The sequence below is a fragment of the Leisingera sp. M527 genome (assembly GCF_025141525.1).
GTDB lineage: Bacteria > Pseudomonadota > Alphaproteobacteria > Rhodobacterales > Rhodobacteraceae > Leisingera.
This window is the reverse complement of record NZ_CP081037.1, coordinates 2,353,575-2,364,507: the sequence shown is the minus strand read 5'-3', so window position 1 is coordinate 2,364,507 and position 10,933 is coordinate 2,353,575. Positions and strand designations below refer to the sequence as shown.

Below are 10,933 nucleotides of genomic sequence, written 5' to 3'. Positions count from 1 at the left end.
TGTCAGCTCCCAGGGCGGGGGCGCTGAATTTTCGGATGGCGGGCGATGCCTTGGGCAATTTCAACGCCGCGTGTGGTGGCGGTGACCACTACGAAACTGCCGTTCCGCTCGATTTGAGCCAGGCCTTGCTCCTGTAGCCATTCGAGTTCGGTTTCGGTTTGGTCGCGAGTGTAGGCGATACCGACGCGCGGCAGTTGGCTGGACAGCATCGACACATTCGACGTGTAGCCGGGCGCATCCTCAATGAAGCGCAGAATTGCGATACGGGCATGTTCCCGCAGAGTTTCGTTGTAGTTCATCAGTTGCTCCCGTTCAGCAAATGGTCTTCATGCCTGGTCACAACGTTTTCCAAGCGGCCCATGATTTGCTGATTTCCTTCCAGGACCGCTTCCATCCGGCCCATGGTTCCGTTGATGCGCTCCATGGCGAGTTCTATCTTGTGAACGTCTTCGCGGGTGGGCATCGACTTGATGGATTGCTCGACAGAAATCAGCCTGTTTTCGTGCCGGTCCATCCTGTCTGAACCCTGCTTAAAACGCTCGTCAACGTTCGTCCGGCGACCGCTGATCCAGACGTAAACTGCGGTTCCCAAAGAACCGGAAAATGTCACCAGGGCCAGAACATTGGACCACGTGAATGTGGGGTCGAACTCCATCAGTGAAGCTCCCCCGCCGGTTCCGGTTCCGCCAGGCCGATGGCCTGAAACTCATTGCCGTGCCCAAGGACGCAGGCCGCGCCGCCTGGCGCGGTGGCCGATATCGTCCAGGCGCCGGTGTCCGGAGAAACGAACAGATGGATGGCGTTGCCGTTCTTGGCGAGCATTTCAGCCGCCGGGGCTTCGCCGTGATGCTCGAACAGAACAGCGGCCAGTTCATCGAAACGGGCATAGCACTGTGCAGCCGCAGCAATAGGCTGGGCGAACAGCCCCAGCGCTATGGCGGCGGTGAGGGCGAGAACCCTGATCACGCGGCACCGCCTTTCATACCGGCGATCACCGCATCCTTGTTCTTGGAGCCGACCGACGAGCCGAAATAGAAGTTCAGCACCTGGCTAAGCCCGGTGGCAAGCGAACCGATCAGCAGCGCCAGAACTGGGCCGCTGTCTACGGGCAAGCCGTTCAGGGTCACATAGGCCAGAACGGCGAAGAACCCGACAATCACCACCGCGGCCAGAATGCCGGGTGTGCGGTCCTTGGTTTGAACCTGGCGGGCGCGGGCGCTGGCGCGGTCATCGGCGGCGATGCGTTCCAGCTCGATGCCGGCGGCCTGAAGCTGGGCGGCAAACTCGGCGTCCACCTGTTTCAGTTTGGCCAGATCAGCGGCAGACGCGCCCAGGATGGCCTGTTCCACCTCGTCGGCGGAGGCGCCCTGGCGGCCCATGAACTGCGTGGCAAGGGCATCAACAGCCACCCCGGCCATCGGCCCGCCCAGGGCCGCCGCGACGGTCGGTGCAACAGCGCCCAGAAACCGGATGATTTTGGCTTTGTTCTTCATGTCTCAGCTCCTCGGAAACCAGGGCGGGAAAAGGTGACGGGGGCCGCGTAGCTCTTCACGATCCACCCCGCGATGCCGCCAAAAATGATCTTCAGCCATTCGCGCCCGCCGACGGTCACAGAGGCGATGACCGGCACGCGGGTTTCATCGGCGATTTGCGCGATCACGTTGGGATTGAAGCTGGGCCAGCGGCGCATATTGAGCGTGTCGCCGGGTGTGCTGATGATCACAAAATCATCGGCGGCGGGGGTTTCCGCATCGCCCAGTTCCGCCTCGGCCGGATCGGTGCGGCCAAGGATAAGCGACCGGATATGTTCCAGCGGGAAAAGCGGGTTGGTGTCCACCTTGCGGCCGGGGGAGACGTACCAATGCGTGGTAATGTCTTCGAGTGATGGAATGGACGAAAACAGCGTCTGCAGCAGGTCCACCAGCGCTGTGATTTGTTCCTCGGTGTAGGGCATCCACAGGCCGTGCCCGTGCTGAGGCGTTTCGGCTTCTTCAATGCCGTATTCCAGAATGCTGAATTTCTGGCCGAACCAGGTGCGGGCGGATTGCTCCGATGCCCGCGTCATGCGGCCGGGGTTCACCATCTCGATGCCGATGGAGAACCCATTGCACCATTCGCGGCCATGATACTCTGATTTTCCGGCGTGGCTGGCTTTCCGGTTGACCGGGACCTGCTGCTCGATGTGCCCGTCACGCTCGATCACAAACTGGACCGACACCTTGGCGTCGTTATTCTGCAGGTAGCGGGCGGCGTTGCCCTTTTCGATCCGGCTGGCGGTGTCGTGAAGAATGACCAGGCTGGGTACAATCTCGCGGCCAATCCAGCGCGCTTCCTTGAAATCTACCCCAGTGACTTTGCCGTATTGGATGCCCATTTCCGGCCCCTTAAAACCCCATTTCAATGGGGTTCAAATTGACGGGTCGGGGAGGGGCAATACACCCGCACCTATGTGCGGGTCAGTTGGCGCTATACGCCGGGAAACAGGGAAGGCTGGTTCGGGTCGGACTTGCGCCGCACACCCGGTTTCTGCAGCCAGCGGCGGACGCTGACGTCGGTCACGCCAAGCTTGAGAGCAATTTGCACGGTTGGCAAGCCCTGAGAGTGGTAGACCGCCGCCCGCCATTCCTTGACCAGGGGAACACGGCGCTGCAAGCGGTTTTCAATTGCCGCCAGCATCCGGGCTTTCGGGTAGCCGATCAGCTCAACAACCTTGGACCGGGCGGTCGGATGGGTGGCGATATAGGTTTCAACACCGCCAAAGGCTTCAAGGAAACGCAAGGTGTCCTCAAGCCCCAGGGCTTCCATATAGGGTTCCACCTGGGCAGGCGGCTTGGGAAAGTTCAGCTCATCCTTTGCCATTTACCCGGCCCTTTGGCGGCTTGCGGTTGGTTCGTTTTCCCCGGATCGGCAAAACAGTGGTCACCACGCCGTTGCGGACCTTGTAGACATGGCCGCCATGGATAACGCCTGTGGCGTCCGGAAACGCATCGCCAAGCGTCACGGCCTTGCCGATCCGGCGGCGGACAGCGTTGACGTTCACACCCTTAACGCGTTCCAGGAACCTCAGGACAGCGTGGTCGGATACTTGCGGGCGGCTTGGCTTTTTCATCGCTGATGATCCTCCCAGGCGAAGTCGATATCCGCCCGCTTGCCCCAGCTTTTCAGGGCCTGAATAACCTGGTCGATCTGATCATGCTGGCGCAGCATATCCACGTCGGCCGGAACCGACTGCCAGGTGTTTCCGAACCGGGCGCGGTTGAACTTGTTCAGGCCTTTGCGGCTGGGGTCGCGCAGTTCGCCGGCTGCTCCCAGGCCTCGCCACAGAACATGGATCAGGCGCAGATCAGCACGGGGCGCCAGTTTGTGTTTCTTGCCGCCGCTGCTGGCCTTGAAACCATCCGATTTAAGGCGCCTTAAAACGCTGTTCAGTTCCGCCTCGGTCATGTCTTTCATGGAGGCTTTGCCGGTGACGGCAAGCTGCAGATCGCGGCGGCCGTCACTGTCCAGGCCCAGCTCGCGGCAGCCGACGTGGATCTTCTGCTGAAGCGCTCGGGTCATCAGGAGGCTTCGCTCAACACGGCCGCAACCGGGTGGCTTGCAGCTTCGTCGGCTTCAAGGCGCTGCCGCGCTTCGGCCATTTCTTCCCGCACAATGGCGTCAAAGCGTTCCGGGGAAATGCGGGAGACCTCTGCCCCCTGTTTCAGCAGCGCCACCGCGTTTCCCAGCACACGGCCGGCCCAGCGTTGTTTCTGCGTGTAAACACGGAAGCTGCGCCGCGCTGCATCGCGAATTTCGTCTTCGGTCATTGCCATGGATGTGTTCCTGATATGAGGGGTTAGGCTTTGGCCAGATCGATGGCGATGTACTGCCAGGGGGCATCCACGCTCATGCGGCGGTAGCAGCGGGTGTAAGATGCTGTGCCGACAACGCGCATCGCCATGCGGATGGCTTTCATTGCCTGCTGCCAGCGCTCGTCGGCGATATCCTGGCGCAGCAGCATGAAGATTTCAGAGCGGTTGATCTGGCCCGTTTTGTCGGTGTTGAACGCGCGGGTGACGATGGAACGGAGTTCCGGGCCAGCATCAGCAGCCCATTCATTCAGGCATTCGTCCAGCAGTTGCTTAGCAATTTGCAGTTCGGGGCCAAAGTCGATCCTGTCAGCAACGGAAACCGTGACCTTGAACAGGCCGTCATGAGACAGCAGGGTCATATTGCCCTTTTTCCCGCCGATCTTGGCGCCGTATTCCTGCGCCAGAAGCTCTTCCAGAGCGACAATGTCGCTGTTGGTGTGAGCTTTAAAACGGGCGATTTGCTCCTGCAGCGGCAGGGCAAAGCTGACGATCTTGCGGACGGTTTCATCCATCAGCAGATCTTGAGCGTTTACCGTCTCAATTGGGTCCAGTCCGCCTTTGGCGTTGGCCATGTAAGTGTTGCCGTTGGCGACAACCCGGCCATCAGGAATAGGGGCGGGACTGAACTGGCTGGTGCGGGGTGTTTCAGGGGTCGGTTCGGTCATAAGTGCAGGCTTTCAGTGAGGGCGGGGAAGTCAGGCGCCTGTCGGGTCCAGGCGGTCGGCAATGCGGCGAAGGAAAATCCCAAGCCGGGTTTTGAAGGGAAGCCGCGCTTTCATTCTTCGGGTTCCTTGTTGAACTTCGAGCAGGCGCGGCAGGCGCGTATCATCCGGACCCGGAACGGGCTGGAATGGGTCCATTTTTCCGCACGGCGGCGGTGGGCCAGGCAGGCCGCGCTGGGGATCTCGGTTTTCAGGGCGGGGCAAAGGACCGGGGCGCTCATGAAGACGTCGCGCACGGCGGCTTCAATACGGACAAGCGAGCCGCCATAGCGGTTTCGCATGGCCTGGCTGACAACTGTGGCGCTGAGGCCAAGCTTACCGGCAACGGAATTCTGCGAAGACTGGTCGCATTCGCGCACCAGGACCTCCACCCAATCGGGCAGAACATCGCCCCAGCCGTCCTGGGCAAGTATCAGACGGTCGCTCATCACAGGCGCCCTCCCGGTGCATAGACAATCTTGTCGTCGTTGCTGTCGATGATGACGGTCATGCTGCGTTTCTGAGGCGGCAGCGGGCCGGTGTTCTTCATCAGGAACAGCGGCGTGTCCGCCATCAAATTCCGGGTGCGGGCGGCGGTACGCAGATAGCCGGCGCGGCGCAAAATCCGGCAGTATTCCACAATGAACCGCTGGGGGATATCCGGGCGGGCCGGTGCCAGCGCGGCAAAAATATCAACCGGCCTGAACCGTTTCTGGTGGCGGATTGCAGTCCAGACGGCGCCTTCTTTGGTACCGCGTTTGCCTTTGGCATCTTCGCGGGCCTCTTCCGGCGACTTCACCGAGAAAAACACCTTGCCCTTGCTGCGGCCCCAGACCCGCATGACGCCGGTTTGTTTCAGGCGGCTGAGAAACCGCGTCCGGATGGTTTCCGAAGCGCAGATGGTTTCAACATCCGCGTTGGTGAAATAAGGCCGCTCGGAAATGTATTTCCAGATTTGCTGTTCTTCCAGGCTGCGCGGTTCAGCCGATGGAAGCTCAATATCCGCACCGGACTCGCGCATCTTGCTCAGCAGATGGTCCAGCCGGTTGCGGGACCAGGCCGTGTCCAGCTCATGCCCGTTTGCCGCCGCCATGATCTCCTTGGCTTCATCAACACCCCAAACAGTGAAGAACTTGGTGGTGCCTTCATTGCCGCATTCGGTGACAACGCCCTGGCGCTGCAAGGCGCGCAGGAAGTTCTGCCGGGTCCAATCGCCAGCCTCGCAGTAGGTGGCAACGTCATGGTGGGTAAACCGCAGCCGGGTCCGGATGAATTCCAGGATCTCTTTTTCGGCGGCGTTGCGGGTTGCGGCTTGGCTCATTTCAACCCCCTGCGCGGGCTGGGAGCATCCTTGCGGCGGAATTCAATGCCGCCCCAGTCCTGCAGCGTCATGCTGGTCTGGCCAAGCTTGTTTGCCTCGCCTTTGACCTGGGCAAGATCGGTCACCATGCGCCGCACGTTGCCGGTGTTGCGGTCCAGAATGGCGTCCAGCAGATCCTCAGAAACGTCTACGCCTTCAGCATAAACGCTTGCCAGCAGGCCCGCGTCTTTCAGGGTGGCCGGCTGCGCGGCGACCCAGGACATGACCCGGCTGTCAATGAGTTCATATTTCCGGAGCTTCTGCGGGAATTCTTCCATGCCGATCATGACAACCGGGGTGTCCGACCCGTCGTGCAAATCCCGGATCAGCTCAATCACACCGCGCCGGAAGGCATAATCCGCTTCATCGACAATCAGCGTGCGCCCATCCAGCGCCAGTTCTTCGCAGGCTTGCAGAACCATATCTGGCACCACCCGCTTGGGCGCCACACCCAGCTCGTTCAGCAGCCGCTCCAAAAAGGTCTTTTTGGTCCAATCGCCCTGCATGGAAATATGGATGACGTCAAATGCGGAAGCGCAGAAGATGGCACCAAAGGTCTTGCCATATCCGGGGTAGCCGTAAAACACCCCCAAGCCCGGCATTCCAAAGGTCCGCTTCTGCAGCTCTTTTACCAGCTCAGCCATTGTCGCCACGTTGGTCAACGGCTGTACGCTATTGCCGATTTCCAAGGTCTGTGTCATGCTCGCTCCTAGTCAATCAATGCCGTCGCCATGGGATCCATTCAGGCGGCGGTTTTTTTGTGATCTACCCGGCGTTATTGCCGCCGAATGCCTGTTTCAGCGCTGCCAGCGCCTCGTATTCCGAATGGGTTTGGTAGCCCTTCAGCCAGCCCGCCTCGCGTTCCCCGACCGGGTCGCCGTTTTGCTGTCTGCGCTCGATTTCCTGCGCCTGGGCAAAGCGGTCGTCTGCTGTTGCGGCCACCTTGAAGGCCTCCTGTTTGGGGGATGGTTCGGGTTTCTTCCGCTTGTCGCCGATCTGCAGAATGAGGGCGTCCTGGGCCGCCTCGGCACTGGGGTCCGAATGCTGCCTGAAGGTTGAGACCCTAGGGGGCTTCGCGGGTGCCAGCTTCACCACCTTGGCTTCCATCAGTGCCGTGGTTTCCTCGCGGATCTCGTTCAGATCGGCCCCGAGCTGTTCCGGTGTATGCGGCCGGTGCAGGTCTGCGAGCTTCTTTTCAGCCTTGGCAATCTGGCGCTTGCGCTTCGCCGTCGAACGCGCGCCCTCAAGATCGAAGAAGCCGATTTTCTGCTGGCATTCGGCAAAGCCAAGGTGCGCGCCTTCGGCACTGTAGATATGAACGCCGCTGTGCAGGTCTTCAGGATCGAAGCGCACAACAATGTTGCGGTTGGCCTCCTGGCTCATCCAGTCGCAGTGATAGACGTTGCCGTGGAAGTTCAGACTGCCGTTGTGCTTGTGCAGCTTGGCAGTGTCCTGGCCCATAAGCCAAAGGTTGCGCTGTTCTTCGGTCGCCTTCAGCAGGGTGGTCGTGGCGTAGCTGTCTGCAAAGGTGTCATCAAAAGACCTGCCGTTGGCGTTGGCGGACCGGCGGCCTGGGCGGGAATTGTGTTCTTCAATGCCTTCGGCCAGGACTTCCAGGAACTCAGCCAGTTTCACAGCGCGGCTGCCGTAGTTTTCCGGCTTGGCAGTGGGGCGGTTGCCGACATAGGCACCAGCAAAGCGGGGATCTTTTGCAATGTCGCTGGCAATATCCCGGAAGGCCCGTTCAATCGGCTTGGCCTGGCCATGCGCCGGGGTTGCCCAGTGCATTTGGATGCCCAGCAGCGGCAGCACGCCCACCGGATCTGTCTCCCGGATCTTGAACCGGAACCGGGTGGGTGCGCCCGCCGTCATCCACTTGTTTGCGAACTCATGGCCGTTGTCGAACAGGCACCGCTTGGGAATGCACCAGGTGTCGATCATTTCGCCAAAGGCCGCCATCACCATGACTTTGTTGGGGTCATGGTCCACCCGCCAGGACAGGATTTTGTTGGAATAAAGGTCCTGAAACGCGATGATTTGGGGGCGGTTTACGGTGCCGTCCGGCCACTCCACAAAGACGTCGATCTTGTGGCAGTCGGCGTTGACGGCTTCCATCGCCGTCAGCGAAGACCGGTCGCGGATCTGCGCCGGATAACAGCGCATCAGCCCGCGCGGGCCTTCACGAGTATAAATCTGGGTGGTGCGCTGCACCTCAGCATCTACCCACCGCTTGGCGGTTTTCTGGATGGGGAAGGGCCAGCCTTCTTTTTCGGCTTTAAGCTTCGCCTTCCTGTAGCATTGGGAAAACGTCGGCCCCTCAAACTGCAGGAAGACGCTCTTCAGCCAGTCCATGAACGGCTTAAATTTGGCGCGGTCTTCTTTCCGGGTGCGCTTTTTGGGCGGCTGAGGCGCCAGGTAGGCAAGCTGATCTACCGCCGGAATGCCCTCAATCAGCGCCAGCCAGTTATAGATCGTGCGCGGGCTGGCGTTGAACTCAGCCGCAATTGTTGCCACAGCCTGAACGTGGGCTGTTCCGCTGCCATGCAGCAGCTCAACTTTCCGGATTGCATCCAGCCGCATCGCAGCCTCGTCTTTGGCTTTCTGGGACAGCTTTTCATAGGTCACCCAGGCGGTAGTCCGGTCAGGGCGCTCTACTGGCGCGGCGGCTTCCTGTATCGCCAGTTTTTCACGAGCAGCAGACGGCAGCACCGACCAATGAAACAGCAGCCCCCCACCGCGCCCCGGCCTGCGTTGCAACGCTGCCGGGTTATTTTTCCAGCCCCAGCGCTCTGCAAAAGCGTTCACTCCGCGCACGCTGCCCGGCAATCCCGGCAGCTTGGCCTCGGCAAGCTCCGCTGCCGTCCACCATTCCTTTTCGGGTGTGATGCCGCTGTCCATCAGCCGGCCTCCCGGTTGTGGGCTTGAAACATCACAACTTCAGAGGCGGGCGTGTCACTGTCTTCGGCGTCCTGCAGAAGCTCCAGCAGCTCATCGCGGAACTTCTCCGCAAATTGCGTCCGTGCAGCTTTGGAACCGCGCAGCCAGGCGTCGGTGATCTTGGCGGCCTGCTGGTCCGTGGTGGATTGCACCGCCGCTCCGGGGGCCTTTTTGCGGGCCAGCACCTCTTTGGCAGATTTGGCTTCACCGCTGCCCAGGGCCGCGCAGATCGCACTGCGGTCGGCCTGTGCGCCGCATTTGGCGATGTGTTCCAGGTCCTTGAATTGCACCTTGTTCGGTGCGTCCCGCAGTTGGGCGATTTCTTCTTTGGACAGCTTTTCACCGACGCTGATCAGGCGGCGGATGTGGCGGTCGCCTTTGCCGAACGTCTCGGCCGCGTTAGCGGCAAAGGATCGAACGGACATAATGTCCGTTTGATCGGCGTTTCTAGCATTGGCCGCTTTGTACGCCTTTGTTGCTTCGGGGTTTTCCCGCTCATACAGCTCTTTATGCGCGGCCAAAAACACGGCCATATCCAGCGGTGTCAGCGGGGCGCCGGCCACATTGGCGTCAACTTCAATCCGGATGGCCTGGTCGTTGGTGCAATCGCTGACCTTGACCGGCACTTCTTCCAGCCCGGCTTCCTTGGCGGCGGTCAGGCGGTGCAGGCCATCCATCAGCCGGTAGCCGTCTTTGACCCTGCGCACCAGCAGCGGCTGCAGGATGCTGCCGACCTCATGGATGGACGAAACAATGCTGGCAACCGCCGTGGGGGAGGCCGTGCGCAGGCGTTCTTCCACCTGGATATCAGCAACCGGAAGGGTTTGAATTTTCTGCCAATTTGGAGGGGTCATTGGGGATGCTCCACTTTGATTGAATTCAGGGGCTTCAATAGATGGCTTGCCGTTCTTTGCGGCATGGCCGGCGGTTTCAACGCGTAGGCGGGGTTTGAAACTGCCCGTCAGGATCTGCGCACCGGGCATCAGTGCTTGCTAGCCAGGAAGCCGTTGAAATCGTCCAGGGCGCCGTCACCGGCCAGGCTGGCGACTAGATCTGCCACCCTGCGCTGTGTTTCGGCCAGGGCTTCAACTGCTGCGTCCACTTCTGCGGCACGTTCGCCGACCGTTTTCCAGCGGCGTGCCTGAGCCATCCTATGACGGCTTGCAGCGATAACTAGGCGTTCGCGCTGCTCTGCATAATCAGCCGCAGCGGCCCGGAGTTCAGTGATCCGTTCTGAAACTGATTTCTTCTTAAAAACATCGTTGCCGGTCATCTCAAAAAGGCTCCAAACAAGAACAGGAAGGGCAGGGCGAAGGCGCAGATGCCCCCAATTAAGTCGTCGGAAAGATCTGAAAGACTTGGCCGCACAACACGGAATCCTTGGCCCCAGCCCGCCGGAAATGAGGCTAGGCTGGGACCCGTTCCGGCGAGTGGTAAGCGGGAATAAAAAGGCCCCGGCAGCGCATCCCCATGGCTGCCGGGAAGTTGAGCCAGGCCGCTGCTAGCAGGCGTGCGGGACTGGCTGGACGGGTGTTGTTTCTGAATGCTGGTCACTGGCCTGCCTCTCTCCTGCCGGGGAGAGGGGGCAGATCATCAGCAGATAAACTGCGACGATCTCGCTTGGGGCCGTGCATTTCCTCGTCGTAACTACCTGTTTCTTTAAGGTGTGGGACGACGTCGTCACCTGCATTCGCTACCCGATACCCCAAGGTGTACAGAACCGTCCTGACAGTCAGGGTATTCGGGTTGGGAACCTGTCCGTCCTTCAGTCTGCGAATTTGCTTCCCAGAGAGGCCGCAAGACCTGGCAAAGCTTTCGCAAGAAACCGTGGTGAAACCCCGGTTCATCTGGTCAAGCTCTTTGCGGAGAAGCCCTGCGAACTGCTGTCCGCTCAAGTGGTGAATTATTGTTTCTGGTGCCATCGGGTCCTCCGTTGGATTAAACGGTAGCCTTAAAAGACCAGTGCAACAACCCTAAAAGACCAACAAGATGCCGTAAAGGGTCGTAAGGTTATCGCAAAAGGTGGCGGCTTATCCCTTTTTGTTGGATGCATGAACTTAAAAGTCCGCCTGCTGGACTTTTAT

The 10,933-nt window shown here is 60.1% G+C and carries 16 protein-coding genes; all 16 read right to left on the bottom strand.

Going from position 1 to position 10,933, the window contains the following annotated elements; translation table 11 throughout:
- Window positions 1–2: 2 nt before the first annotated feature.
- The 16 genes from K3555_RS11780 to K3555_RS11705 all read right to left on the bottom strand — a co-directional run bounded on the left by K3555_RS11780 (window position 3) and on the right by K3555_RS11705 (window position 10,122).
- Window positions 3–299: a hypothetical protein gene (locus K3555_RS11780; RefSeq protein WP_260005251.1), complete on the bottom strand. Its 297-nt coding sequence runs from the start codon at window positions 297–299 to the stop codon at window positions 3–5.
- A complete protein-coding gene (locus K3555_RS11775) occupies window positions 299–655 on the bottom strand; it encodes a DUF2730 domain-containing protein (RefSeq protein WP_259985134.1) in 357 nt (118 codons plus the stop codon). The genes K3555_RS11780 and K3555_RS11775 overlap by 1 nt, the downstream gene beginning before the upstream one ends.
- Window positions 655–966: a hypothetical protein gene (locus K3555_RS11770; protein WP_260005250.1), complete on the bottom strand. Its 312-nt coding sequence runs from the start codon at window positions 964–966 to the stop codon at window positions 655–657. Before K3555_RS11770 ends, K3555_RS11775 begins: the two co-directional genes overlap by 1 nt.
- Window positions 963–1,493, bottom strand: coding sequence for a hypothetical protein (locus K3555_RS11765; protein WP_259985130.1), 531 nt, complete (start codon window positions 1,491–1,493; stop codon window positions 963–965). Before K3555_RS11765 ends, K3555_RS11770 begins: the two co-directional genes overlap by 4 nt.
- Complete coding sequence (locus tag K3555_RS11760) at window positions 1,490–2,374, bottom strand: N-acetylmuramoyl-L-alanine amidase (protein ID WP_260005249.1); 885 nt, start codon at window positions 2,372–2,374, stop codon at window positions 1,490–1,492. Before K3555_RS11760 ends, K3555_RS11765 begins: the two co-directional genes overlap by 4 nt.
- Window positions 2,375–2,466: 92 nt before the next feature.
- Complete coding sequence (locus tag K3555_RS11755; RefSeq protein ID WP_260005247.1) at window positions 2,467–2,859, bottom strand: helix-turn-helix domain-containing protein; 393 nt, start codon at window positions 2,857–2,859, stop codon at window positions 2,467–2,469.
- Entirely contained in the window at window positions 2,846–3,109 is a 264-nt protein-coding gene (locus tag K3555_RS11750; protein ID WP_260005246.1) for a hypothetical protein, read from the bottom strand. The genes K3555_RS11755 and K3555_RS11750 overlap by 14 nt, the downstream gene beginning before the upstream one ends.
- Window positions 3,106–3,558, bottom strand: a complete 453-nt coding sequence (locus K3555_RS11745; protein ID WP_260005244.1) for a gp16 family protein — start codon at window positions 3,556–3,558, stop codon at window positions 3,106–3,108. Before K3555_RS11745 ends, K3555_RS11750 begins: the two co-directional genes overlap by 4 nt.
- A complete protein-coding gene (locus tag K3555_RS11740) occupies window positions 3,558–3,812 on the bottom strand; it encodes a hypothetical protein (protein WP_260005242.1) in 255 nt (84 codons plus the stop codon). The genes K3555_RS11745 and K3555_RS11740 overlap by 1 nt, the downstream gene beginning before the upstream one ends.
- 23 nt (window positions 3,813–3,835) lie before the next feature.
- Window positions 3,836–4,516, bottom strand: a complete 681-nt coding sequence (locus K3555_RS11735) for a DUF3164 family protein (protein WP_260005241.1) — start codon at window positions 4,514–4,516, stop codon at window positions 3,836–3,838.
- A gap of 110 nt (window positions 4,517–4,626) precedes the next feature.
- On the bottom strand, window positions 4,627–5,001 hold the full coding sequence (locus tag K3555_RS11730) for a hypothetical protein (protein WP_260005237.1): 375 nt from the start codon (window positions 4,999–5,001) through the stop codon (window positions 4,627–4,629).
- Window positions 5,001–5,873 (bottom strand): hypothetical protein, encoded by an 873-nt coding sequence (locus tag K3555_RS11725; protein ID WP_260005236.1) that lies wholly within the window; start codon window positions 5,871–5,873, stop codon window positions 5,001–5,003. Before K3555_RS11725 ends, K3555_RS11730 begins: the two co-directional genes overlap by 1 nt.
- The gene (locus K3555_RS11720) at window positions 5,870–6,613 is read right to left on the bottom strand and encodes an AAA family ATPase (RefSeq protein ID WP_260005235.1); all 744 of its coding nucleotides are present in this window, start codon (window positions 6,611–6,613) and stop codon (window positions 5,870–5,872) included. The genes K3555_RS11725 and K3555_RS11720 overlap by 4 nt, the downstream gene beginning before the upstream one ends.
- Before the next feature lie 64 nt (window positions 6,614–6,677).
- Window positions 6,678–8,810 (bottom strand): transposase domain-containing protein, encoded by a 2,133-nt coding sequence (locus K3555_RS11715; protein WP_260005234.1) that lies wholly within the window; start codon window positions 8,808–8,810, stop codon window positions 6,678–6,680.
- A complete protein-coding gene (locus K3555_RS11710; RefSeq protein WP_260005233.1) occupies window positions 8,810–9,703 on the bottom strand; it encodes a ParB N-terminal domain-containing protein in 894 nt (297 codons plus the stop codon). The genes K3555_RS11715 and K3555_RS11710 overlap by 1 nt, the downstream gene beginning before the upstream one ends.
- Window positions 9,704–9,831: 128 nt before the next feature.
- On the bottom strand, window positions 9,832–10,122 hold the full coding sequence (locus tag K3555_RS11705; protein ID WP_260005232.1) for a hypothetical protein: 291 nt from the start codon (window positions 10,120–10,122) through the stop codon (window positions 9,832–9,834).
- Between the last annotated feature and the right edge of the window lie 811 nt (window positions 10,123–10,933).

What these genes read in the sequence shown, in the direction of transcription:
- K3555_RS11780 (WP_260005251.1), bottom strand. Translation starts at nt 299, where the DNA reads ATGAACTACAACGAAACTCTGCGGGAACATGCCCGTATCGCAATTCTG.
- K3555_RS11775 (WP_259985134.1), bottom strand. Translation starts at nt 655, where the DNA reads ATGGAGTTCGACCCCACATTCACGTGGTCCAATGTTCTGGCCCTGGTG.
- K3555_RS11765 (WP_259985130.1), bottom strand. Translation starts at nt 1,493, where the DNA reads ATGAAGAACAAAGCCAAAATCATCCGGTTTCTGGGCGCTGTTGCACCG.
- K3555_RS11760 (WP_260005249.1), bottom strand. Translation starts at nt 2,374, where the DNA reads ATGGGCATCCAATACGGCAAAGTCACTGGGGTAGATTTCAAGGAAGCG.
- K3555_RS11755 (WP_260005247.1), bottom strand. Translation starts at nt 2,859, where the DNA reads ATGGCAAAGGATGAGCTGAACTTTCCCAAGCCGCCTGCCCAGGTGGAA.
- K3555_RS11750 (WP_260005246.1), bottom strand. Translation starts at nt 3,109, where the DNA reads ATGAAAAAGCCAAGCCGCCCGCAAGTATCCGACCACGCTGTCCTGAGG.
- K3555_RS11745 (WP_260005244.1), bottom strand. Translation starts at nt 3,558, where the DNA reads ATGACCCGAGCGCTTCAGCAGAAGATCCACGTCGGCTGCCGCGAGCTG.
- K3555_RS11740 (WP_260005242.1), bottom strand. Translation starts at nt 3,812, where the DNA reads ATGGCAATGACCGAAGACGAAATTCGCGATGCAGCGCGGCGCAGCTTC.
- K3555_RS11735 (WP_260005241.1), bottom strand. Translation starts at nt 4,516, where the DNA reads ATGACCGAACCGACCCCTGAAACACCCCGCACCAGCCAGTTCAGTCCC.
- K3555_RS11730 (WP_260005237.1), bottom strand. Translation starts at nt 5,001, where the DNA reads ATGAGCGACCGTCTGATACTTGCCCAGGACGGCTGGGGCGATGTTCTG.
- K3555_RS11725 (WP_260005236.1), bottom strand. Translation starts at nt 5,873, where the DNA reads ATGAGCCAAGCCGCAACCCGCAACGCCGCCGAAAAAGAGATCCTGGAA.
- K3555_RS11720 (WP_260005235.1), bottom strand. Translation starts at nt 6,613, where the DNA reads ATGACACAGACCTTGGAAATCGGCAATAGCGTACAGCCGTTGACCAAC.
- K3555_RS11715 (WP_260005234.1), bottom strand. Translation starts at nt 8,810, where the DNA reads ATGGACAGCGGCATCACACCCGAAAAGGAATGGTGGACGGCAGCGGAG.
- K3555_RS11710 (WP_260005233.1), bottom strand. Translation starts at nt 9,703, where the DNA reads ATGACCCCTCCAAATTGGCAGAAAATTCAAACCCTTCCGGTTGCTGAT.
- K3555_RS11705 (WP_260005232.1), bottom strand. Translation starts at nt 10,122, where the DNA reads ATGACCGGCAACGATGTTTTTAAGAAGAAATCAGTTTCAGAACGGATC.